This window comes from Variovorax sp. F042 (assembly GCF_057814215.1).
Window position 1 is genome coordinate 52,261 of the sequence record NZ_JBVASX010000005.1, and the last position, 20,570, is coordinate 72,830.

Below are 20,570 nucleotides of genomic sequence, written 5' to 3' on the forward strand. Positions count from 1 at the left end.
GACGCTACGAAGGCGGGCCCGCTTGTCGCGGACCCTTTCCCCTCCTACAGCATCGCGTTCAACCTTTCACGCAAACGACCTGCTTGAGCGTGTAGACCACCTCCACCAGGTCTTTCTGCGCATCCATCACCGCGTCGATGTCCTTGTAGGCCATCGGAATCTCGTCGATCACGTCGGCGTCTTTTCGGCATTCCACGCCTTCGGTCGCGGCGATCTGGTCGGCCACCGTGTAGAGCTTCTTGGCCTTGGTACGGCTCATCTTTCGACCGGCGCCGTGGCTGCAGCTCATGAAGCTCTCGGGGTTGCCCTTTCCGCGCACGATGAAGCTCTTGGCGCCCATGCTGCCGGGGATGATCCCTAGCTCACCGGCCTTTGCGCTCACCGCGCCCTTGCGGGTGATGAGCACGTCTTCACCGAAGTGCGTTTCGCGGCTCACGTAGTTGTGGTGGCAGTTCACCGCTTCCACGTGCGCCTCGAAGGGCTTGGTGATGACCTTGCGCACGGCCGCGACCACGCGCTGCATCATCACTTCGCGGTTCGCACGCGCGAACTTCTGGGCCCAGCCCACTGCACGCACGTAGTCGCCGAAATACTGGGCACCTTCCTCGAAGTACGCCAGGTCCTGATCGGGCAGGTTGCGCTGGTGCAGCTCGGCGTCTTTCTTGGCAAGCTCGATGAAGTGCGTACCGATGGCGTTACCCACGCCGCGCGAACCCGAGTGCAGCATGAACCACACGGAACCCGCTTCATCCAGGCACACCTCGATGAAGTGGTTGCCCGTACCCAGCGTTCCCAGGTGCTTGTGGTTGTTGGTGTTCTTCAGGCGCGGGTAGTCTTCGCAGATCGCGTCGAACTCGTCCTTCAGCGCACCCCACGCCACGTCGGTTTCGTTCGGTGGCGTTTCCCACGAGCCTTTATCGCGGCCCATGCGCTTGGGGTTCGAGCCGTGCGGCACGGCCTTCTCGATCGCGCCGCGCAGCGGTCCCAGGTTGTCGGGCAGGTCGTTGGCATGCAGCGTGGTCTTGCACGCCATCATTCCGCAGCCGATGTCCACGCCCACCGCGGCCGGGATGATGGCCTTGAAGGTCGGGATCACCGAACCCACGGTCGCACCGATGCCGTAGTGCACGTCGGGCATGGCCGCGATGTGCTTGAACACGATAGGCAGGCGCGCGGCGTTCTCGAGCTGCTTCTGCGCTTCGGCTTCCACGGGCACGCCGCGGGTCCACATCTTCACGGGCACGCCGTTTTCGACTTCGTGGAGGTTGTAGTTCTGTTCCATTTCTTTTCTTTCTGTCTGTCTATCTATTCTTTACGACCAACTGGTGGACACGGCGGGATTCGAATCCGCATCAATACGGCGACCATGGCTCTTGAGTCCGATGGCCCAGTCGACGATTGGAAACGCGCGCCAGTGACAGACCCGTCATCGGAGCCAGCACCTGCATCCTCAACCTTGCTCGTCAACCGACTTTCCCGCCGTACCTGGTCTTACCCAGGCTGCCGGCAATATCAACATTTTTGGCAGTGGCGCTCCCTTCTGTGCCTGCGTGCCCGTATCTCTCTCTGCCTATCGCTCAGGAACCGCTCGGCCGAAGCGTCACCAGCCCGTTGAGCACCTGGTCCAAGCCGCCGATCACGGAGATCTTGTCGATCCGCTCGGCCACCCGTTCCAGCGTTTCGAGTTCCTTCATTCGCAACGCGACGGGGTTGCCCTCCATCACCTTGGCGGTGTTCAGCAGCGAGCGCGTGGCCGCGGTTTCCTCACGGCGACGGATCACGTTGGCCTGGGCCGACTTCTCGGCCTCCACCACCTGGGCGAGGATGGTCTTCATCTCGCCGGGCAGGATGATGTCCTTCACGCCTACGCTCTCCAGCACAATGCCGGTACCTTCCAGCCGCTCACGCACCTGCGCCAGCACCGTCTGGTCGATGGCCGCCTTGTTCTCCAGCAATGCGTCGAGCGTCTGCTCGCCGACGGCTGCACGCAGCCCGAACTGCAGCTCGCGGTACACATGTTCGGCAGGCTTCGGCATCTGCGCCATTGCCTGCCGCACATCGGCGAAGCGCCAGACCGCCGACATGTTCAAGCGCAGGCCCACTTTGTCGCGGGTCAGGATTTCCTGGCCGCTCACTTCGGCAATCTGCGCACGCAGGTCCACACAGGACACGGCCACTTGACGGTTGAAGCGCCAGAAACCGTGGTTACCCGGCGGCAGCAGCTCCTGCATCTGGCCCTGCAGCGTCAACACGCCGACATGGAACTCGGGCACCTGGACCAGCAACACACCGTCGAGGCCAGCCACCGCACGCGGACGCAGGGCCACGCTCTGCAGCTTCGAAACCAGTTCAGCCGGCAGACGCGCATCGTCGGCCACGTCGATCACGTCGACGCGCTGCTGACGCAGACCGCGCCAGTACAGCTTGCGCGTGGCAGGCGGCAGGATCTGCACCAGCACGCCGTCTTCCATGCGCAGGCCAACTTCGGCCTCACCAAGCGACACGTGCACAAACTCACGCTCGACCAGTTCGGGCTCGCGCGCCAGGAAGTAATCGGCCAGCTCGTGCTCGAACGCCGGCTGGGCGAGCGCGAAGCGCTCCAGTTCGATGCGGTCGAAACGCGAGAACACCCAGTGCTTGCCCGCGCCGAGCAGTTGCTCGAAATCGCCATTGCGCAGCAGCAGCGCGCGTTCGTTCTTCTTGATCGTGATTCGGTTGAAACCCAGCATTTTTTCTACTCCCACGCGTTGTTCAGTTCGGTTATTCGTTTCGTTCAGTCACTCAATCCAGGCCCTCGAAAGGGCAGGCGGCGGGCACTGCGGTAGCCAAGGCCTGACGTGCAGCGGTCGCGCGGTTCGGTAGGTGCCTCCCGTCGTCGCATGTGCAACGCCGTCACTTCCCTCGCCGTCGATGGCTGCACGCAGTTCCTTGCCACACACGCGGTGCGCAAGCCGCCTGCGCTTGGCACGGTGTCGCGCGCCGCAAGGCATTTGCATGCCCTGCGCCATCGCTCCGGTGTGCCGGGGCGGAGGGGCTTTCGCCCCCATCAGATGGCGGTGCAAGCACCGCCGGGTTTTTCGCGGGAATCGAACCCGCAACGCCATGTGGTCAACACGGTGCTCAACCATGAGCAGAACTGGAACAAGCCCAGTTGCCAGCCAGTTCAGCTGCGGCATACGGCAAACCCAAGGACAGACCTGGCTTGCTGCACCGGGCCGCTTTCATGCGGCACCTGCGAGCGGTTGAACTGCATCCTGACGGGTGATCTATTGCAGCCAGCGTGCCAGCTTGGCACCGTTGCGGGCCGGCGTTGAACAAGTCGTTGATATGAAAGGAGAAATTCTTTTCTCAGCGCCATTGCTCGCAATATCAAGCTAGATAGAATTCACATTCATTTATAAACTCAGCTAGTTTTATATCTATGAAGCCAATCGTCGTCATCGGCTTCCTCGGCACCCAGCTCGATGCCGGCCAAGGCGCGGGCCGCTGGAACAAGTGGCGCCCCACCGTCTCGCTCGCGCAGCACGAGGACATGGTCGTCTCGCGCATGGAGTTGCTCTACACGCTGCGGCACAAGGCGCTGGCGGAAGTGGTGAAGGCCGACATCGCCACCGTGTCCCCCGAGACCACCGTCAACCTCGTGCCGCTCGACCTTGCGGACCCGTGGGATTTCGGCGAGGTCTACACGCGCCTGTACGACTGGGCGCGCAGCTACAGCTTCGACACCGAGCGCGAGCAGTACTGGACGCACATCACCACCGGCACGCACGTTGCACAGATCTGCATGTTTCTGCTGTCGGAATCGCGCGTGGTGCCCGGCGTGCTGGCACAGACTTCGCCGCCCAGGAAGCAGCGCGAAGGCGAGGCCGGCAAGTGCACGCTGATCGACCTCGACCTGTCGCGCTACGACGTGATCGCGCGGCGCTTCGATGCAGAGCAGCGCGATGCGGTCGCGTTCCTGAAGAGCGGCATCGCCACGCGCAACGCACGCTTCAATGCGCTGATCGACGAAATCGAACGCGTGGCCGTGCGATCGCGCGCGCCGATCCTGCTGATCGGGCCGACGGGCGCTGGCAAGTCGTTCCTGGCGCGGCGCATGTTCGAGCTGAAGCAGGCACGGCACCAGATGACGGGGCCATTCGTGGAAGTGAACTGCGCGACGCTGCGCGGGGACGGGGCGGCGTCCACGCTGTTCGGGCACAAGAAGGGCTCCTTCACCGGAGCGGCAAGTGATCGTGCGGGCCTGCTGCGCACTGCGCACCAGGGCGCCCTCTTCCTCGACGAGATCGGCGAGCTCGGGCTCGACGAGCAAGCCATGCTGTTGAAGGCGATCGAGGAGAAGCGCTTCTTCCCGGTGGGCGCCGACAAGGAAGTGGAGAGCGACTTCCAGCTCATCGCCGGCACCAACCGCGACCTGCGCAGCGACGTAGCTGAAGGCCGATTCCGCGAAGACCTGTTCGCACGGATCAACCTCTGGACCTACGACCTGCCGGGCCTCGCGCAGCGCCCCGAGGACATCGAGCCCAACGTCGATCACCTGCTGGCCATTCACGCAACGGAGAACCATCGCGTGGTGCGCTTCAACGCCGAGGCACGCGCGGCCTACCTGCGTTTTGCGCAGAGCGGCGAGGCGATCTGGAGCGGCAACTTCCGCGACCTGTCGGCGAGCGTGACGCGGCTGGCGACGCTGGCCGATGGCGGACGGATTCCGGTGGCGCTGGTAGAGGCGGAGATTGCGCGGCTACGGTGGCTGTGGAAGCACCAGGGGCCGTCGGCAGCCGCGGGCGGCGACGTCGATCTCGATGCGCTACTCGGCGAAGAGCGCGCAGCAGCGCTCGACCTGTTCGACCGCCTGCAGCTCGAAGCGGTGGTGCGCGTCTGCCGGCAATCGCGCAGCCTGTCCGATGCGGGCCGCCAGCTCTTCCAGGCCTCGCGCGCGCAACGCAGCGTGGTGAACGATGCAGACAGGCTGCGCAAGTACCTCGTCAAGCACGGGCTCGACTGGGGCCAGATCGCCAACGCCTGAGCTATCCTCCGCCGCGATGGCCATCTCCGCATTCGCCGTGAAAGTTCCCGCTGCCGAGGCTCTTGTCGGGGACCTGCGCTGCCGCTACGACGCGACTGTCGCACTCGACGTGCCGGCGCACATCACGGTGCTCGTGCCTTTCATGGACCCTGCACTGATCACACCCGAAGTGCTGGAGCGTGCGCAGCAGGTTCTGAACAAGACGCCGTCGTTCGACTTTTCCCTGGCCAAGGTCGGACGCTTCCCCGAAACCACCCACCTCGCACCGGAACCGGCCGCGCCCTTCATCGAAATGACGATGGCGCTCGTGGAAGCCTTCCCCGATTTCCCGCCGTACGGCGGCGAACACCAAGGCGTCATTCCGCATCTGACGGTGGCGCACGGCAACGCGCTCGACGCGGATGCGGCAGCCGCCGAACTGCAGATTCGCCTCCTCGCATCTGGCGCCGTGCATGCGACGTGCGCCGAAGTCACGCTGATAGAAAACTCGTCCGGGCGCTGGCAAGACATGCATGTCTTCCAGCTGCCCCAAGCCTCCACCCGATTCATGCGCAACGTCCTCTTCATCTGCAGCCGCAACCAGTGGCGCAGCCCGACCGCGGAACAACTCTGGCGCCGGCACCCGCTGATTTCCGCACGCTCCGCCGGCACGAGCCCGAACGCGCGGCACAAGGTGTCCGTCGACGACATCGAATGGGCCGACGTGATCCTCGTGATGGAAGAAAAGCACAAGTCGCGGCTGGTGGCCGAGTTCACGCGGATGCTGGAAGGCAAGCCGATCCATGTGCTCGACATTCCCGATGAATACAAATACATGGACCCCGAACTGGTCGAGGAACTTCAACGCTCGGTTCCATCGATTCTCGGAATCGAATAACAAGCAAGAGGAATGAGCCCGTCGTGACCGATATCCTGTCCCACCTTCAAACGCTCAAGCGGCTCGACCTGGACTGCAGTTGCTTCGCGGCGAAAGCGCACTGGTACGACCTGAATCCGCCGCTTTCCGAAGAAGAGGTCGCGCAGGTGGAGGCAAAGCACCAGTGCAGGTTTCCCGATGAGTACCGCAGGTTCATCACCGAGATCGGGAATGGCGGTGCAGGCCCGGCGTATGGCGTGTTTCCTCTCGGCATGCAGGACCAGAGTCACGACCTCTCCAGTTGGGACGACGGCTACAAGCTCGTCGGAGACTTGTCGAAACCGTTCCCCTTGCGCAGCGCATGGAACCTCCCTGATGACTTCTGGAGTCAACAACCCGATCCGCCAGAAGATATGCCCGTCGACGAACAAGACCGGTTGCATGAAGCCTGGGACAAACGGCTTGAAAGCGACTACTACGCAACAAGCATCACCGACGGAGCCATCCCCATCTGTCATGAAGGATGCGCCTTGCGCAATTGGCTGGTCGTCAGCGGCCCGCTGGCAGGCACCGTCTGGCGCGACCTGCGCGCGGACTACGGCGGCATCGAGCCCTTCCTGAACAAGGACGGAACCCCCATGGGTTTCAACGACTGGTACTTGCACTGGGTCGAGCAGAACATCCAGCAAGTCTCCGAGTCGCAAGCACGGGCCCGCTTATCCAAGGCCTTCTCTCCCAGGCTCTCAAATCTCTCGAACCCAAAGGCCGCGGCGTTTGCGATCTTCTGCGCCCAGGCCCTTTATCCCAACCTCGAGGCTTACGCCTCGGCCATCGGCTTCGGCACGGAGTTCGCGCTGCAGGATCGGTTGGATGAGGTGCTGTGGGCACAACTGCTGCAGCAGCACTTCGAATTACCAGTTGGATGCGACGAAATGGTGGACGGCATGCTCAACGTACAGCACGACCTGGCACGGCACCTGTCGTCAACAAAGACCACCAGCCCTGGCGACGTCGGCATGAAGGCCGCGATTTTTTCGTACATCGCCGCATGCGCATTCTGGTTCGACAAAGGCAGCCCGCAGCAACTGCTGGCCGCTATACAGGGCGCAGTTACTGGTGACTCCATATTGGACGAAGCGGAGTCCGAACTCCGTTGGGCACTCGACCAGCTCGAAAGCGAGCCGTCGGAATGGGCACCTGCAAGCACCGTCGAAAGCCTCAGGAATCGCGCAAAGGCTTGCAAGATATTCCTGTCGCCGGATGCGTCCGAGCCTGATGCTCCATCGGCAATCGCATCGGCAAAACATCCGTGGTGGAAGCGCTGGCTCTCCACCGCCCCGAACTGAAAAGGCATGCAGCACATCTGCAGCCAAGAAAGACTCCAACCCCCATGTCAGAAATCTACATAAGCACAGACGTCGAATCCGACGGCCCCATCCCGGGCCCGAACTCGATGCTCAGCTTCGGCTCGGCCGCCTACACGGCCGACAAGCAACTCGTCTCCACCTTCAGCGCCAACCTGCACACCCTGCCCGGCGCCGAGGCCGACCCCAAGACCGCTGCCTGGTGGAAGACCCAGCCCGAGGCCTGGGCCGCATGCCGCACCGATCTGCAGGACCCGGCTCACGCGATGAAGAACTACGTGAGCTGGCTCAAGGGCCTGCCCGCGCGGCCGGTGTTCGTCGCCTACCCGGCGGGCTTCGACTTTCTTTTTGTCTACTGGTACCTGATGCGCTTTGCGGGCGAGAGTCCGTTCAGCCACTCGGCGCTCGACGTCAAGTCGTTCGCCATGGCGATGCTCAGGCTCGACTACCGTGACAGCACCAAGCGCGCCATGCCGCGCCGCTGGTTCGACAAGCTGCCGCACACGCACGTCGCGCTGGACGACGCCATCGAGCAAGGTGCCCTCTTCTGCAACATGCTCGCGGAGAACCGCGCGGCCACCGCAGGCAGCAAGCAGACATGACGAACAGCGCTGTCCGCCGGTGGTGCAAGAAGCTGGCGCTGTGCGCGCTGCCGCTCATGCTGACGGGCTGCGTGCAGTCGATGTTCTACTACCCCGACAGCGTGGCCTATGAAACGCCCGACGTTCTGGGCCTGCGCTACGAGAGCGTGCAATTCACCAGCGCAGACGGCACGCGCCTGAGCGGCTGGTTCCTGCCCGCGGAGAACCGCCGGAACCCGAAGGAAGCCAAGGGCACGGTGGTGCACTTCCATGGAAACGCGCAGAACATGAGCACGCACTGGCGCTTCGCGGCCTGGCTGCCGAAGCAGGACTACAACGTGTTCGTGTTCGACTACCGCGGCTACGGCCAGTCCGAAGGCAAGCCGGAGCCCAAGGGCGTGTTCGAGGATTCCAACGCCGCGCTGAACTACGTGCGCTCGCGCAGCGATGTCGATGCGCAGCGGCTGTTCGTCTTCGGGCAGAGCCTGGGCGGCACCAATGCCATTGCGGTGGTCGGTGCGGGTAACCGGGCGGGCGTGAGGGCGGCGGCCATCGAGTCGACTTTCTATTCCTACTCATCGATTGCCAACGACAAGCTGTGGGGTGCGGGCATGCTGGTGAGCGACGAGTACGCGGCGTCGAAGTACGTGGCGGCCGTGTCGCCCATTCCGCTGCTGCTGATCCATGGCACGGCCGACCAGGTGATTTCGCCCACGCATTCGAGGCGCCTGCTGGCCGATGCGCGCGAGCCCAAGCGGCTGATCGAGGTGCCGGGCGCCAGTCACCTCGAACCGATGACGGCCCTGCGGTACGGCACCGCCTACCGCAAGGCGCTGACCGCGTTCTTCGAGTCCGCGCAGCATCCGCTGCAGCAATGACGACAGCCATGAAGCATTTCGACGAAGCCGCCACCCGCGCACCGCTGAGCTTCGAGCGGCTGGTGCCCGCGCTGCACGCGGCCTTCGCGGCCGGGGCCCAGGTTCCGCCGCGCCACGTGCACGGCATCGAGACCGCGGGAAGCGACGGCAGCAGCAAAGGCACCGTGCTCATCATGCCGGCGTGGAGCGACGCGGGTTTCCTGGGCATCAAGACCATCAACATCTTTCCCGGCAACAGCGCGCGCGGCCTGCCCGGGCTGCATGCGACCTATGTGCTGTACGACGCGCACACCGGCGTGCCGCTGGCGATGATGGACGGCAATGAGATCACCGCACGCCGCACGGCCGCGGCGTCGGCACTTGGGGCCTCGTTTCTGGCACGGCAGGACGCGCATCGGCTGCTGGTGCTGGGCACCGGCCGCATCGCTCGCATGCTGCCGGCCGCGCACGCGAGCGTGCGGCCCATAGACGAACTGTGGGTGTGGAACCACCGGGCCGAAGGCGCCGAAGCGCTGGCCGCGCGGTGGCGTGCCGAGGGCTGGAACGCGCGGGCAACCACCGACCTGGAAGCAGCCGTGCGCCAGGCCGACATCGTGAGCTGCGCCACGCTGGCCACCGCGCCGCTGGTGCGCGGCGAATGGCTGGCGCCGGGCTCACACCTGGACCTGATCGGCAGCTTCACACCCGCGATGCGCGAGGCCGACGTGCAGTGCTTTGCAGGCGCACAAACCTTCGTGGACACGGAAGAGGCGCTGCAGAAATCCGGCGATCTGCTCGACGCGATGGCCGCCGGCACGCTGCGTGCGGAAGAGGTCCGGGGCACGCTGGCCACGCTGTGCCGCGCGGAGCATCCGGGTCGCTCGGCCGCCGGAGAACGTACCGTGTTCAAGGCCGTCGGCAGTGCCCTGGAAGACCTGACTGCCGCCACCCTTGTGTGGCAATCGAGAGACGGGAACTAAGCCTTATGGCCTATTTTCTGGCCGCCAAAGCCCCTTGAGGACGGGTTTTTCCTACATCTAGATACGTCGTGTGGCCAATAGCGCACATGCTGCATCGCGGATATCGTGGTCCTCACACCATCGACTGGGGGGACCACGTCATGCTCAGCACCGACCACAAAGCCAACATCCTTCGCAAGGCCGGATACGCCGTGCCGGCCAAGCCGGGAAGTGCCGACAGCATCTACCAGACGGCCCAGTGCTGGGAGAAAGCGATCGACACGCTCTACGTGTCGTACTCCGCCAGCCGGGCCGCCAAGAGCCTGCGGGATGCGGAGGAAGCGCGCATGCTGGCCTTGCTGCAATTGCGCTCGACCAAGGCCTACGCCTGAGCGTTCACGCTGCCTGCTGGCGGTCGCGCAGGTAGGCAAGGATCAACCTGACAAGTTCGCTTCTGAGCGCGGGCAAGCCCAGGTCGCCACGATGCGCCGCCGCGTGGACGACCCCTTCGACGGCGGATGAGAGCACGCGGGCGGCCGTCTCGTCATCACCAGCGGCACCGCTCGCGCTCGCGGCGATCAGCGCCCGATAGCGTCGCTGGTATTGCGCCTCGAACTCCGCATAGCTCGACCGCGCCACGAGCGGCACCTCGTCGAGCAGAACCCGGTGCAGCGCCTCGTCGACCGAATGGGCGGCAATGACACCGTCGGCAAACCGCGCCGCCCGCTGGTCGAGCGGGATGGCCTCGTTGTCGTCCCCGGCGCCGGACAACGCCACGAGCACCTCGTCGAGATGACGCTGGCGGATCGCTTCGGCAATCGCCAGCTTGTTCGGAAAGTACTGGTAGAGCGAGCCGACGCTCACGCCCGCGACGGCCGCAATCTCGTTGGTTGTGAACCGCGCCCATCCGCGGCGCGCCAGAACGCGAGTTGCGGCTTCGACGATCACGTCCACCGTGACGCGCGAACGCTGCTGGCGCGGCGCTTTGCGCATGGTCCTGCGCGGCGGGGGAATGCGAGTACCCAAGTTCGAGGCTCCACTCAAGAATAGGACCGCACGCTGGCGGCCATCCGATGAAACGCGAGGCGTGCATTTCATGCTTCAAAGGGAGATTGTGATGAGTACGCAGACGCTTCTGACTTCGCTGTTCCAGTACAAGGCCTGGGCCGACGAGGGGCTGCTCGCGGGTTTGGCCGACCTGGCCAGGCAAGGCCCGCCCGACGAATACCGCATGGCGCTTCGCGTCTTCAACCACGCCTGCATCGTCGACCGCATCTTCGTCGCGAATGTCCAGAGCATGACGCATGCCTACACCGCGACGGGTGCGCAAGAGCCGCCGCTGCTGCAAGCGTTGGCCGAGTCAGTGAAGGAAACCGATCGCTGGTACGTCGACTACGTCGCGCGCCTGAACCCGCGGGAGCTCGAGGAAAGCATCGAGTTCACGTTCACCGACGGAGCCCCGGGGCGGATGTCGCGCGAGGAGATGCTGGCCCACGTGGCGACCCATGCGGGCTATCACCGGGGCGAAGTCGGCCGCATCCTGACCCGGCTCACGGGCTCGTCGCCGCCCGACACATTCACCGGCTATCTGCATCAGGCCGAGCCCGCGCGCCGCGCGCGGAGCAGTGCGTAGCTGCGGCGCTTTCGGAGCTTGCTTACTTGCCCTGTGCCGACTGCAGCACGGGGTTCTGCATGGTCGAGATGACCCGGCTGTTGACGCGCGAGCCGCCGGTCACGTTCTGGTCGGGCGCCGCGGCGGTGGCCATGGCTTCCTGATAAACCTGAGCCGGGTCGCGGCTGGACGTGAAGGGATCGGCGCCACGCGAGCCGCGCGTCACGTTCTGGTTGGGCGCGCTGGCGGTTTCAACGGCTTGCTTGTACACGGCTTCGGGATCGGCCACGGACTTGAACGGATCGGCACCGCGCGAGCCGCGCGTGACGTTCTGGTCCGGCGCATGAGCGGCGGCGATGGCTTCGGCTTCGACGGCTTCGCGAGTGCGTTGCTGGGCATTGGCGGAAGCGACTGCAAGCACGGTGAGCGCAGCAGCGAGGGCGAGTTGGGTGGTCTTCATGATTCGGCCTTTTCTGTAAGTTGTCTGTCTGTCCGGATGAGGTCGGCCCGGAGATGCGGGAAAACCCTGAGCGAGACTATTCAGGCGAAAAGGCAGGTCAATGACGACCCTGTGGCGCGGCACAGCTCTTTGGCACGCCCTGCAATCTTTGCGAACTTCTGTTAACTGCACCAGCGCCTTCCCTCAACCAGGCGCGCCCGCGATGGCGCGCGGCGTGCGCGCGACGCTCATCTGAGGCCGGTGCAGCGGAGTCACAGCCGGCTGCTACCCGCTGGGCACTCCCCCTTCGAATAATGCGGCGACGGCAGGCGCCCCGGCGCCAAGCCGCATTCCAACCTCATTCGAAGGAGACAAGAGATGGCTCGCAAGATCCTGATGCTCTGCGGCGACTACGCCGAAGACTACGAAACCATGGTGCCCTTCCAGACGCTGCTCGCCGTGGGCCACACGGTGCATGCCGTGGCGCCGGACAAGAAGGCCGGCGACTGGATTCACACCGCCATCCACGACTTCGAGGGCGCACAGACCTACAGCGAGAAACCGGGCCACCGCTTCACGCTGAACGCCAGCTTCGCCGACGTTCGCCCCGAGGCTTACGACGCCCTCGTCATTCCCGGTGGCCGCGCGCCCGAGTACCTGCGCATGCACAGCCGCGTGGTCGAGATCGCGAGGCACTTCCTGGCCACCGACAAGCCGCTGGCGGCGGTGTGCCACGGCGCGCAGTTGCTCGCGGCCACGGGCCTGCTGAAGGGCCGCAAGGTGTCGGCCTACCCGGCCTGCCAGGTCGAGGTGGAACTGGCGGGCGCCGAGTACATGGGCATTCCGGTCGATCAGGCCGTGACCGATCGCAACCTGGTCACCGCGCCTGCATGGCCGGCGCACCCGGCATGGCTCTCGCAGTTCCTGATGGTGCTGGGCACGCGCATCGAACACTGAGCCGCCGGCTCGCTTCGGCAGATGGGCGGCGCTACAGTGCGTGCGTCGCCTAACCACCCCACGCCCCTCAAGGAGACGGCCCATGTGCGAGGTCTTCATCAGTGCAGACCCACAGAGCTACGACGCGCGCACGCGCTCGGTGCGGCTGCACGGCGTCGTCACCAGCATCCGGCTCGAGAACCTGTTCTGGCAGGTGCTCGAAGAAATTGCGCAACGCGACGGCATGGTCGTGGTGCAGCTCATCGAGCGGCTCTACGACGAGCTGGTGGCTGCGCGCGGCGAGGTCGGTAACTTCGCGTCGTTCCTGCGGGTGAGCGCCTTGCGCTACGAAGCGCTGCTGGCGCAGGGACGCATTCCGGCCGACAACACGGTGGCGATCCGCTCGCTCGATGCGAAGGCCGTGCTGCACGAACTACCGCAGGGCTGGGGCAGCCCCCTGCCCGAACAACGGCCTGCTGCGGATGTGCAGACGCCGGCCCGCGTGCGCACGCTGCACGTGGCGGCGCGGCGGCACGCGTAGGCCGCGCCCTGCCTCGTCAGTCCAGCGAAACGTTCGCCTTGCGGATCACGTCGGTGAACCGCTTCGTCTCGCTCGCCACGAACTCGTCGAACTGCGGCCGCGTGGTCGGGAAGGGCTCATAGCCGAAGCTCTTGAACTTCTCCAGCACGTCGGGTTCGGCCAGGCCCTTCTCGATGTCGCGCTTGATCTTCTCTGTGACCGATGCGGGCAGGCCCTTGGGCACCGCGATCGCATTCCAGCCGATGACCTCGAAGCCCTTCGGACCACCTGACTCGGACACCGTCGGCACGTCGGGGAAGGCGGCCACGCGTTGCGGCGCGGCAGCCGCCAGGAAGCGCAGCTTGTTCGCGCGCTGCAGCGGGCCGGCGGTGGCGCTGCTGCCCAAAGCAAATGCCAGCTCACCGGTTGCCACGGACGTGTACAGCTGCGTAGTCTCCTTGTAGATCACGTGTTCCATCTGCGTGCCGGTGGCCGACTCGAAGAGCTCGGAGCCCAGGTGCACCGGGTTGCCGACCGACCACGAACCGTAGTCGAGCTTGCCGGGGTTGGCCTTGGCGTCGGCGATCAGGTCGCCCACGGTCTTGTACTTGCTGTTGGTGGCAACGGTGAAGAAGAAGTAGGTCTTGAACAGCGGCAGCAGCGCGTCGAAGTCCTTGGCCGAGTCGTAGGGCAGCTTCTTGAACAGCGCGGGGTACGCGGCCAGGCGCACGTTGTCGAGCACGATGATGTCGTGGCCGTCCTTGGCGCCGCGCTTGAAGGCGTCGATGGCGATGAAGCCGTTGCCACCCGGGCGGTTCTCGACCACCACCGGCTGACCCCAGGCGCGCGAGAGCTTGTCGGCCACCAGGCGCGCCACGCCGTCGGGGCCGCCGCCCACGGGAAACGGCGTGATGATGCGCACGGGCTTGCTGGGAAAAGCCTGCTGCGCCGGTGCCGTTGCAGGCAGCAGGGCTGCGGTTGCCAGCGCAAGCGCGGCCAGGCCGGCGCTGCGGCGCGTTGTCTTCGACGTGTGGTTCTTCATCCTCTGATCCATTTCTCTCTGTCCTCTTGGGTTAAAAAAATGCCATCGGGCCGCTATGCCTGCGGCTTCCGATGGCCTTGTCTTCTTGCTTCTCTGGTTATCTTTTTGTCGTCGTGTCTTCGTGGCGCGGTCAGACGCGTTCGAGAATCACCGCGATGCCCTGGCCCACGCCGATGCACATCGTGCACAGCGCGTAGCGGCCGCCGCCCTTGTGCAGCTGGTTGACTGCGGTGGTGGCCAGGCGCGCACCGCTGGCGCCGAGCGGATGGCCCAGCGCAATGGCGCCGCCGTTGATGTTGACGCGGGCGTCGTCGTCCTTCAGGCCCAGCAGGCGCAGCACGGCAAGGCCTTGCGCGGCAAAGGCTTCGTTCAGTTCGATGACGTCGATCTGGTCGATGGTGAGGCCGGTGAGCGCCAGCACCTTCTGCGTGGCGGGCGCGGGGCCGATGCCCATCACGCGCGGCGCGACGCCGGCGGTGGCCATGCCGACCACGCGGGCGCGCGGCGTGAGGCCGTGCTTCGCGGCACTGGCTTCATCAGCCAGCAGCAGCGCGCAGGCACCGTCGTTCACGCCGCTGGCATTGCCGGCCGTCACGGTGCCGTCGGGGCGCACAACGCCCTTGAGCTTGGCGAGCGATTCGAGGCTGGTCTCGCGCGGATGCTCGTCCTTGTTGACGATGATCGCGTCGCCCTTCTTCTGCGGCACGCTCACGGGCACGATCTCGGCGTCGAAGAAGCCCGACTTCTGCGAGGCCACGGCGCGCAGCTGCGAGTTCAGGGCCATCAGGTCTTGTGCCTCGCGCTCGATCTTGTAGTCGGTGGCCACGTTCTCGGCCGTCTCGGGCATGGAGTCGACGCCGTACTGTGCCTTCATGAGCTTGTTGACGAAGCGCCAGCCGATGGTGGTGTCGTACACGGCGTTGTTGCGGCTGAAGGCGCTCTCGGCCTTGGGCATGACGAAGGGGGCGCGGCTCATGCTTTCCACGCCGCCGGCGATCATCAAACCGGCTTCGCCTGCGCGAATGGCGCGGGCTGCGGTGCCCACGGCATCGAGGCCCGAGCCGCACAGCCGGTTGATGGTGCCGCCGCCGATTTCGAGCGGCAGGCCCGCCAGCAGCGCCGACATGCGCGCGACGTTGCGGTTGTCTTCGCCAGCCTGGTTGGCGCAGCCATAGAGCACGTCGCTCACGGCCTGCCAGTCGACGTTCTTGTTGCGTTCCATCAGCGCCTTGAGGGGCACGGCGCCCAGGTCGTCGGTGCGCACGCTGCTGAGCGAACCGCCGTAGCGGCCGAAGGGAGTGCGAACGGCGTCGCAGATGAAGGCTTGGTTGGTCATGAGCTGTCTCTCTTTGATTGCTTGAAAAAGGATCAGGCTGCGATCGGAAGTCCGACGAGCTTTTCGAGTTCTTCGCGGCTGAGGCCGTCGACGAGGTCGACGAGCTTCAGGCCCTGCGGCGTGCATTCGAGCGTGGCGAGGTCGGAGTACACGCGCTTGACGCAGGCGATGCCGGTCAGCGGATAGGTGCATTCCTTCACCAGCTTGCTCACGCCCTGCTTGGTCAGCAGATCCATCATGACCCACGTCTGCTTGGCGCCGATGGCGAGGTCCATTGCGCCGCCGACGGCGGGAATGGCGTCTTTCTCGCCGGTGTGCCAGTTGGCGAGGTCGCCGGTGGCCGACACCTGGAACGCGCCGAGCACGCAGATGTCGAGATGGCCGCCGCGCATCATCGCGAAGCTGTCGGAGTGGTGGAAGAACGAGCCGCCCGGCAGCAGCGTGACGGGCTGCTTGCCGGCGTTGATGAGGTCGTAGTCTTCTTCGCCGGCTTCAGGCGCGGGGCCCATGCCGAGGATACCGTTTTCGCTCTGCAGGATGACCTCGCGGCCCTTGGGCAGGTGGTTGGCCACCAGCGTGGGCTGGCCGATGCCGAGGTTGACGACGGCGCCGTCGAAGATGTCCTGCGCCACGCGGGCGGCCAATTGGTCCTTGGTGCGACGTTGGTAAGTCATGAGAATTAGATTCCTCCGCGCTTTCGCGCTACGGTTTTCGCTTTGGGGCGGCCCGGCAGCTCAAGCTGCCTTCTTGAAGCCGCCGGCCTGCGTGGCGACGCGTTCGATGCGCACCACCTGGTGCACGAAGATGCCCGGGGTGACGATGGTTTCGGGGTCGAGGGTGCCGAGTTCTGCGATGTCGTGCACGGTGGCCACCGTCTTCTTCGAGGCCATCGCCATCACTGGGCCGAAGTTGCGTGCGGCCTTGCGGTAGACCAGGTTGCCCCAGCGGTCGCCGCGCTCGGCCTTGATGAGCGCCACGTCGCCGTGGATGGGGTACTCGAGCACGTACTGCTTGCCGTCGATCTCGCGGGTCTCGCGGTTGCCGGCCAGTTGCGTGCCGTAGCCGGTCGGGCAGAAGAAGGCGCCGATGCCTGCGCCCGCCGCACGGATGCGCTCGGCGAGATTGCCCTGGGGCACGAGTTCGAGCTCGAGCTTGCCGCTGCGGTAGAGCCCGTCGAACACCTGGCTGTCGGCCTGGCGCGGGAAGCTGCAGATGATCTTGCGAACGCGGCCGGCCTTCAGCAGCGCCGCGAGGCCGGTCTCTCCGTTGCCCGCGTTGTTGTTGACGACGGTGAGGTCCTTGGCGCCCTGTTCGACGAGGCCCTCGATGAGTTCGTTGGGAATGCCGGCTGTGCCGAAGCCGCCGATGAGAACCGTGGCGCCGTCTGGGATGCCTGCCAAGGCATCGGCGACCGAGCGCGCGATCTTGTTGATCATGAAGCCTGTCTCCGGGAGTGAAGAAAAGAAAGCGAGGAAGCGAACCGCCTGAACACGCCGACCGATTCTGCGAACCGCCGATTTGTTCGTCTAAAGAACATTTGTTCGTATAATGAATTTTAGAGAGGATCGCGCACCATGGCAACCCACCCCACACAACCCGATACACCCGCACCCGGCGACAGCTACGTGCAGTCTTTTGCGCGGGGGCTGCAGGTGATCCGCTCGTTCAGCGCCAATGCGCCGCACCAGACGCTCAGCGAGGTGGCCGCCGGCAGCGGGCTGACGCGCGCGGGGGCACGCCGCATCCTGCTCACGCTGCAGACGCTGGGCTATGTGGTGACCGACGGCAAGCTCTTCACGCTCACGCCGCGCATCCTCGACCTGGGGTTTGCGTACCTCTCGTCCATGCCGATCTGGAACCGCGCCGAGCCGGTGATGGAAGCGCTGGTGCAGCAGGTGCAGGAGTCGTGCTCGGCCGCCGTGCTCGACGCGACGGACATCGTCTACGTGCTGCGCGTGCCGACGAAGAAGATCATGCACATCAACCTGGGTGTGGGCTCTCGCCTGCCGGCCTACTGCACATCGCTGGGCCGGCTGCTGCTGGCGGACCTCGATGACGACGAGGCGCGCGCGCGACTCGAAGCCTCGAACATCGAGGCGCTGACGAAGCACACGGTGACCGACATCGACGCGCTCATGGCCAAGGTGGCGCAGGCACGCAAGCAGCAGTGGTGCCTGGTGAACCAGGAACTCGAAGAAGGCCTGATCTCGGTAGCCGCACCTATCGTCGATCGGCAAGGGCGCATGGTGGCCGCACTCAACATCAGCGGACAAGCGAACCGCACCAGCGCGAAGGCAATGCAGGAGACGATGTTGCCGGCGCTGCGCGAGGCGGCGGAGCGGATCTCGCGCATGCTCTGACCCGAATGGGTATTCATGGACACGTCACACCGGCTTTTTAGATTGCGCTTCGCACTAAAAACCATGGGAGGGTCCATTCATGTCCGTTCGCTTCGCCTCGTCCAACTTGCCGCTTCACCTGATGCTGGCAGTCGTTTCCTCTGCTGTTCTCGCCGCGTGCGGCGGCAGTGACGGCGGCGGTGTTGCCTTTCTCCCGGTAGCGGCAACGCCCGCTCCGCCTCCCGCGCCAGCACCTGCTCCCCAGCCGCCACAAGACGACTCGGCAGGATTGCCCCACAAGCTGACCGGCTGGGCTTCCCTGGCCGACACGTTTCGCTGGCCCGGCCCGACCACCGGCCAGTTCATCACCGCCGCGCTCGGCGTGACGCCACCCTTCGTCGACGGACAGCCGCTCCCGGGCTTCTCGGCACTGCTGAAGAACGATGACGGCACCTGGACCGCCATGCCCGACAACGGCTACGGCAGCAAGGGCAACTCCGGCGACTTCGTGGTCGGCTTCTACAACGTCAACATCGACTTCCGCACCGCGGCCAACGGCACGACGGTGCCCGGCACCATCAAGGTGAACAGCCACGTCAATTTCAACGACGCCAACGGCTTCCTGAAGGACGGCAAGGGCGTCGACCTGAAGATCACCGCCGACTACGCCAACTACCAGACGGTGTCCGGCAACAACCTGGTCGACAGCGGCAAGCCGGTGGATGCGCGCATCGTCAGCGGCCGGCTGCTGACAGGCTTCGACCTCGACGTCGAGTCGATCGCCCGCGCCAAGGACGGCACCTGGTTCGTGGGCGAGGAGTTCGGCCCCTACATCCTGCACTTCGACAAGAACGGCACGCTGATGGGCGACCCGGTGCCACATCCGTTCCTGCGCAGCCCGTCCAACCCGCTGGTGATGAACGACGGCGCCACCGCAACCTCGCTCTCGAGCCGGGGCTTCGAGAGCCTGGCCTTCAACGGCGACAGCAGCCGCCTCTACGCGGTGCCCGAAGCAGCGCCCGCGCTGGCCTCGTTGCGGCCGGTGGCAGACGACGAGCGCTACCTGAACTTCTTCGAGTTCGACCCCGCCTCGATGCTCTACACCGGCAAGAACCCGGTCTACAAGAAGGACGGTCCCGCCAAGGACAACCAGATCGTGATCGGCGACATGACCAACGTGGGCGGCAACAAGTTCGTTCTGATCGAGCGCGACAGCCTGTACGGCTCGAAGGCAGTGGTCAAGCGCCTGTACATGGTCGACCTCGACGTGAAGGATGCCGACGGTGTGCTGAAGAAGACGCTGCTCGTCGACTTGCTGAACATCTCCGACCCGACGGACATCGGCGGTCCGCTGGCCAGCGTGGTGGCTGGCAAGTTCAGCATGCCCTTCGATTCGGTCGAGAGCGTCGAGGTGGTGGACGACAACACCCTGGCCGTTGCGATCGACACCAACTTCCCGACGGAAGACGGTCGCGTTCCCGGCAAGCCGGACGACACGGAAGTCATCACGATCCGCTTTGACCAAGCGCTGTTCAAGCGCGTCGCGTCGAAGACGTAAGGAGAGCCGGGGCTCCCTCGGTCAGCTCTCCGAGTGGATGCCCTTCATGATGATCACGCCGCCCAGGCGCGTGGTGTCGGCGCGCATGCGCTTGGCCAGCGTGTCAGGTGAGCCGGGCTGTGCCTGCCAGCCGGTCTTCAGCAGCGCCTCGCTCACGTCGGGAGAGCTGATCACTTCGACCAGCGCTGCATTGAGCTTGGCGACGGCCGCGGGCTTCATGCCGGCGGGCGCGGCCAGCGCGGTCCAGATTTCGAGGTCGGCGCCGCGCACGTCCGCATCGCGAATCGTGGGCAGTTCGCTGGCCAGCGGGCTGCGCTCGGGCGAGGTCACGCCAATGGCCTTGATCTTTCCCGACTTGATGTGCGGCAACGCGAGGCCGGGCGGCAGCAGCGCCAGCTGGATCTCGTTGGCGAGCAGGCCCGCAATGACCTGCGGGTTGCCGGTGTAGGGCTTGTGCTGCGCGGTGATGGCCGCGCGGCTCTTGATGAGCTCCATGCCCAGGTGGCCCACGGTGCCTACGCCCGGCGTGCCGTACTTGCCGCCGCTGCCGAGGTTGCGCACCCACAGCAGTTGGTCGGCCGCGGTCTTGCCCGTGGCGCTGCCCGAGACAGCCAGCACCAGCGGCGCGGTGCCGATAAGGCCGACGGGCGCAAAGTCTTTCTCGGGGTCGAAAGGCAGCGCCGGATTGAGCAGCTTGGCGATGGTGAGGTTGCCGTTGATCAGCGCGCCGATGGTGTGATCGTCGGTGGCCTTGGCCACCAGGTCGGCCACGGTGTTGCCGCTGGCGCCGGGCTTGTTCTCGACGACCACCGGCTGGCGCAGGATCTTCGACAGCGGTTCGGCAATGGCGCGAGTCGCGAGGTCGGGCGATGCGCCGGCAGGAAAGCCCACGAGGATGTGGACGGGCTTGGTCGGCCAGGCGTCGGCACCGGCTGCCGGGCGTTGTTGGGCCCAGGAGCCCGGTGCGAACAACGAAGTGGCAACGGCTGCAGCGCCGCCTTCGAGCAAGCGGCGTTTGGTGATCGTCAAGGGAGGCTCCAGAGCGATGAAAAGAAGCGGTGAAATGTCACCACTTTGTTTCAAACGTTACAGGATCATGCTCTGCTGCGCAAGTCAGAAGGAGGTTTGCACAGGGCCTTTATCGC

The 20,570-nt window shown here is 65.2% G+C and carries 22 protein-coding genes; 13 read left to right on the top strand and 9 right to left on the bottom strand.

Annotated features, from left to right (window positions below; all coding sequences use genetic code 11):
- Nucleotides 1–58: 58 nt before the first annotated feature.
- Together ACZYSP_RS18010 and ACZYSP_RS18015 are read right to left on the bottom strand one after the other, a co-directional pair.
- The gene (locus tag ACZYSP_RS18010) at nucleotides 59–1,282 is read right to left on the bottom strand and encodes an RtcB family protein (protein WP_093079613.1); all 1,224 of its coding nucleotides are present in this window, start codon (nucleotides 1,280–1,282) and stop codon (nucleotides 59–61) included.
- Between the two features lie 295 nt (nucleotides 1,283–1,577).
- Nucleotides 1,578–2,729, bottom strand: a complete 1,152-nt coding sequence (locus ACZYSP_RS18015) for a slipin family protein (RefSeq protein WP_093079616.1) — start codon at nucleotides 2,727–2,729, stop codon at nucleotides 1,578–1,580.
- A gap of 150 nt (nucleotides 2,730–2,879) precedes the next feature.
- On the opposite strand from ACZYSP_RS18015, the gene ACZYSP_RS18020 reads away from it, so the two are divergent.
- The 8 genes from ACZYSP_RS18020 to ACZYSP_RS18055 all read left to right on the top strand — a co-directional run bounded on the left by ACZYSP_RS18020 (nucleotide 2,880) and on the right by ACZYSP_RS18055 (nucleotide 10,035).
- Complete coding sequence (locus tag ACZYSP_RS18020) at nucleotides 2,880–3,314, top strand: hypothetical protein (RefSeq protein WP_143062613.1); 435 nt, start codon at nucleotides 2,880–2,882, stop codon at nucleotides 3,312–3,314.
- A gap of 107 nt (nucleotides 3,315–3,421) precedes the next feature.
- Nucleotides 3,422–5,026, top strand: a complete 1,605-nt coding sequence (rtcR, locus tag ACZYSP_RS18025; protein ID WP_489015675.1) for an RNA repair transcriptional activator RtcR — start codon at nucleotides 3,422–3,424, stop codon at nucleotides 5,024–5,026.
- A 16-nt stretch (nucleotides 5,027–5,042) separates the two neighbouring features.
- A complete protein-coding gene (locus ACZYSP_RS18030; RefSeq protein ID WP_489015677.1) occupies nucleotides 5,043–5,903 on the top strand; it encodes a 2'-5' RNA ligase family protein in 861 nt (286 codons plus the stop codon).
- Between the two features lie 23 nt (nucleotides 5,904–5,926).
- On the top strand, nucleotides 5,927–7,228 hold the full coding sequence (locus ACZYSP_RS18035) for an SMI1/KNR4 family protein (protein ID WP_489015679.1): 1,302 nt from the start codon (nucleotides 5,927–5,929) through the stop codon (nucleotides 7,226–7,228).
- Between the two features lie 44 nt (nucleotides 7,229–7,272).
- On the top strand, nucleotides 7,273–7,848 hold the full coding sequence (locus ACZYSP_RS18040) for a 3'-5' exonuclease family protein (protein ID WP_093079623.1): 576 nt from the start codon (nucleotides 7,273–7,275) through the stop codon (nucleotides 7,846–7,848).
- The gene (locus tag ACZYSP_RS18045; RefSeq protein ID WP_093177493.1) at nucleotides 7,845–8,705 is read left to right on the top strand and encodes an alpha/beta hydrolase; all 861 of its coding nucleotides are present in this window, start codon (nucleotides 7,845–7,847) and stop codon (nucleotides 8,703–8,705) included. The genes ACZYSP_RS18040 and ACZYSP_RS18045 overlap by 4 nt, the downstream gene beginning before the upstream one ends.
- Before the next feature lie 8 nt (nucleotides 8,706–8,713).
- The gene (gene lhpI / locus ACZYSP_RS18050) at nucleotides 8,714–9,664 is read left to right on the top strand and encodes a bifunctional Delta(1)-pyrroline-2-carboxylate/Delta(1)-piperideine-2-carboxylate reductase (protein ID WP_489015681.1); all 951 of its coding nucleotides are present in this window, start codon (nucleotides 8,714–8,716) and stop codon (nucleotides 9,662–9,664) included.
- Nucleotides 9,665–9,804: 140 nt separating this feature from the next.
- Nucleotides 9,805–10,035 carry a hypothetical protein gene (locus ACZYSP_RS18055; protein WP_093079631.1) on the top strand — a complete coding sequence of 77 codons (231 nt, stop codon included), beginning with the start codon at nucleotides 9,805–9,807 and terminating at the stop codon, nucleotides 10,033–10,035.
- A 4-nt stretch (nucleotides 10,036–10,039) separates the two neighbouring features.
- Here ACZYSP_RS18055 and ACZYSP_RS18060 read toward each other — a convergent pair whose 3' ends face one another.
- Nucleotides 10,040–10,636: a TetR/AcrR family transcriptional regulator gene (locus tag ACZYSP_RS18060; RefSeq protein ID WP_489015683.1), complete on the bottom strand. Its 597-nt coding sequence runs from the start codon at nucleotides 10,634–10,636 to the stop codon at nucleotides 10,040–10,042.
- 124 nt (nucleotides 10,637–10,760) lie between these two features.
- Here ACZYSP_RS18060 and ACZYSP_RS18065 point away from each other — a divergent pair, with 124 nt between their 5' ends.
- A complete protein-coding gene (locus ACZYSP_RS18065) occupies nucleotides 10,761–11,276 on the top strand; it encodes a DinB family protein (protein WP_489015685.1) in 516 nt (171 codons plus the stop codon).
- 22 nt (nucleotides 11,277–11,298) lie between these two features.
- Here the strand turns inward: ACZYSP_RS18065 and ACZYSP_RS18070 are convergent, their stop codons facing one another.
- Entirely contained in the window at nucleotides 11,299–11,715 is a 417-nt protein-coding gene (locus ACZYSP_RS18070; protein WP_093057575.1) for a hypothetical protein, read from the bottom strand.
- Between the two features lie 357 nt (nucleotides 11,716–12,072).
- On the opposite strand from ACZYSP_RS18070, the gene ACZYSP_RS18075 reads away from it, so the two are divergent.
- Together ACZYSP_RS18075 and ACZYSP_RS18080 are read left to right on the top strand one after the other, a co-directional pair.
- The gene (locus ACZYSP_RS18075; protein ID WP_489015688.1) at nucleotides 12,073–12,651 is read left to right on the top strand and encodes a DJ-1/PfpI family protein; all 579 of its coding nucleotides are present in this window, start codon (nucleotides 12,073–12,075) and stop codon (nucleotides 12,649–12,651) included.
- A gap of 82 nt (nucleotides 12,652–12,733) precedes the next feature.
- Entirely contained in the window at nucleotides 12,734–13,171 is a 438-nt protein-coding gene (locus tag ACZYSP_RS18080; RefSeq protein ID WP_489015690.1) for a ribbon-helix-helix domain-containing protein, read from the top strand.
- Nucleotides 13,172–13,187: 16 nt separating this feature from the next.
- On the opposite strand, the gene ACZYSP_RS18085 is transcribed toward ACZYSP_RS18080, so the two are convergent.
- The 4 genes from ACZYSP_RS18085 to ACZYSP_RS18100 all read right to left on the bottom strand — a co-directional run bounded on the left by ACZYSP_RS18085 (nucleotide 13,188) and on the right by ACZYSP_RS18100 (nucleotide 16,964).
- Nucleotides 13,188–14,192 carry a Bug family tripartite tricarboxylate transporter substrate binding protein gene (locus ACZYSP_RS18085; RefSeq protein ID WP_489015692.1) on the bottom strand — a complete coding sequence of 335 codons (1,005 nt, stop codon included), beginning with the start codon at nucleotides 14,190–14,192 and terminating at the stop codon, nucleotides 13,188–13,190.
- Nucleotides 14,193–14,322: 130 nt separating this feature from the next.
- A complete protein-coding gene (gene pcaF / locus ACZYSP_RS18090; RefSeq protein WP_093057572.1) occupies nucleotides 14,323–15,528 on the bottom strand; it encodes a 3-oxoadipyl-CoA thiolase in 1,206 nt (401 codons plus the stop codon).
- Nucleotides 15,529–15,560: 32 nt separating this feature from the next.
- The gene (locus ACZYSP_RS18095; protein ID WP_093057571.1) at nucleotides 15,561–16,202 is read right to left on the bottom strand and encodes a 3-oxoacid CoA-transferase subunit B; all 642 of its coding nucleotides are present in this window, start codon (nucleotides 16,200–16,202) and stop codon (nucleotides 15,561–15,563) included.
- Nucleotides 16,203–16,262: 60 nt separating this feature from the next.
- A complete protein-coding gene (locus ACZYSP_RS18100; RefSeq protein WP_093177477.1) occupies nucleotides 16,263–16,964 on the bottom strand; it encodes a 3-oxoacid CoA-transferase subunit A in 702 nt (233 codons plus the stop codon).
- A 138-nt stretch (nucleotides 16,965–17,102) separates the two neighbouring features.
- On the opposite strand from ACZYSP_RS18100, the gene ACZYSP_RS18105 reads away from it, so the two are divergent.
- Together ACZYSP_RS18105 and ACZYSP_RS18110 are read left to right on the top strand one after the other, a co-directional pair.
- Nucleotides 17,103–17,888 (top strand): IclR family transcriptional regulator domain-containing protein, encoded by a 786-nt coding sequence (locus ACZYSP_RS18105; RefSeq protein WP_093057569.1) that lies wholly within the window; start codon nucleotides 17,103–17,105, stop codon nucleotides 17,886–17,888.
- Between the two features lie 79 nt (nucleotides 17,889–17,967).
- The gene (locus ACZYSP_RS18110; protein ID WP_489015695.1) at nucleotides 17,968–19,425 is read left to right on the top strand and encodes an esterase-like activity of phytase family protein; all 1,458 of its coding nucleotides are present in this window, start codon (nucleotides 17,968–17,970) and stop codon (nucleotides 19,423–19,425) included.
- A gap of 21 nt (nucleotides 19,426–19,446) precedes the next feature.
- Here ACZYSP_RS18110 and ACZYSP_RS18115 read toward each other — a convergent pair whose 3' ends face one another.
- Nucleotides 19,447–20,454, bottom strand: a complete 1,008-nt coding sequence (locus tag ACZYSP_RS18115) for a Bug family tripartite tricarboxylate transporter substrate binding protein (protein ID WP_093079659.1) — start codon at nucleotides 20,452–20,454, stop codon at nucleotides 19,447–19,449.
- Nucleotides 20,455–20,570: the final 116 nt, after the last annotated feature.

Bases quoted from the DNA above. Each gene is read 5' to 3' on its own strand.
- ACZYSP_RS18010 (WP_093079613.1), bottom strand. From the start codon at position 1,282: ATGGAACAGAACTACAACCTCCACGAAGTCGAAAACGGCGTGCCCGTG.
- ACZYSP_RS18015 (WP_093079616.1), bottom strand. From the start codon at position 2,729: ATGCTGGGTTTCAACCGAATCACGATCAAGAAGAACGAACGCGCGCTG.
- ACZYSP_RS18020 (WP_143062613.1), top strand. From the start codon at position 2,880: ATGTGCAACGCCGTCACTTCCCTCGCCGTCGATGGCTGCACGCAGTTC.
- rtcR (WP_489015675.1), top strand. From the start codon at position 3,422: ATGAAGCCAATCGTCGTCATCGGCTTCCTCGGCACCCAGCTCGATGCC.
- ACZYSP_RS18030 (WP_489015677.1), top strand. From the start codon at position 5,043: ATGGCCATCTCCGCATTCGCCGTGAAAGTTCCCGCTGCCGAGGCTCTT.
- ACZYSP_RS18040 (WP_093079623.1), top strand. From the start codon at position 7,273: ATGTCAGAAATCTACATAAGCACAGACGTCGAATCCGACGGCCCCATC.
- ACZYSP_RS18045 (WP_093177493.1), top strand. From the start codon at position 7,845: ATGACGAACAGCGCTGTCCGCCGGTGGTGCAAGAAGCTGGCGCTGTGC.
- lhpI (WP_489015681.1), top strand. From the start codon at position 8,714: ATGAAGCATTTCGACGAAGCCGCCACCCGCGCACCGCTGAGCTTCGAG.
- ACZYSP_RS18055 (WP_093079631.1), top strand. From the start codon at position 9,805: ATGCTCAGCACCGACCACAAAGCCAACATCCTTCGCAAGGCCGGATAC.
- ACZYSP_RS18060 (WP_489015683.1), bottom strand. From the start codon at position 10,636: ATGCGCAAAGCGCCGCGCCAGCAGCGTTCGCGCGTCACGGTGGACGTG.
- ACZYSP_RS18065 (WP_489015685.1), top strand. From the start codon at position 10,761: ATGAGTACGCAGACGCTTCTGACTTCGCTGTTCCAGTACAAGGCCTGG.
- ACZYSP_RS18070 (WP_093057575.1), bottom strand. From the start codon at position 11,715: ATGAAGACCACCCAACTCGCCCTCGCTGCTGCGCTCACCGTGCTTGCA.
- ACZYSP_RS18075 (WP_489015688.1), top strand. From the start codon at position 12,073: ATGGCTCGCAAGATCCTGATGCTCTGCGGCGACTACGCCGAAGACTAC.
- ACZYSP_RS18080 (WP_489015690.1), top strand. From the start codon at position 12,734: ATGTGCGAGGTCTTCATCAGTGCAGACCCACAGAGCTACGACGCGCGC.
- ACZYSP_RS18085 (WP_489015692.1), bottom strand. From the start codon at position 14,192: ATGAAGAACCACACGTCGAAGACAACGCGCCGCAGCGCCGGCCTGGCC.
- pcaF (WP_093057572.1), bottom strand. From the start codon at position 15,528: ATGACCAACCAAGCCTTCATCTGCGACGCCGTTCGCACTCCCTTCGGC.
- ACZYSP_RS18095 (WP_093057571.1), bottom strand. From the start codon at position 16,202: ATGACTTACCAACGTCGCACCAAGGACCAATTGGCCGCCCGCGTGGCG.
- ACZYSP_RS18100 (WP_093177477.1), bottom strand. From the start codon at position 16,964: ATGATCAACAAGATCGCGCGCTCGGTCGCCGATGCCTTGGCAGGCATC.
- ACZYSP_RS18105 (WP_093057569.1), top strand. From the start codon at position 17,103: ATGGCAACCCACCCCACACAACCCGATACACCCGCACCCGGCGACAGC.
- ACZYSP_RS18110 (WP_489015695.1), top strand. From the start codon at position 17,968: ATGTCCGTTCGCTTCGCCTCGTCCAACTTGCCGCTTCACCTGATGCTG.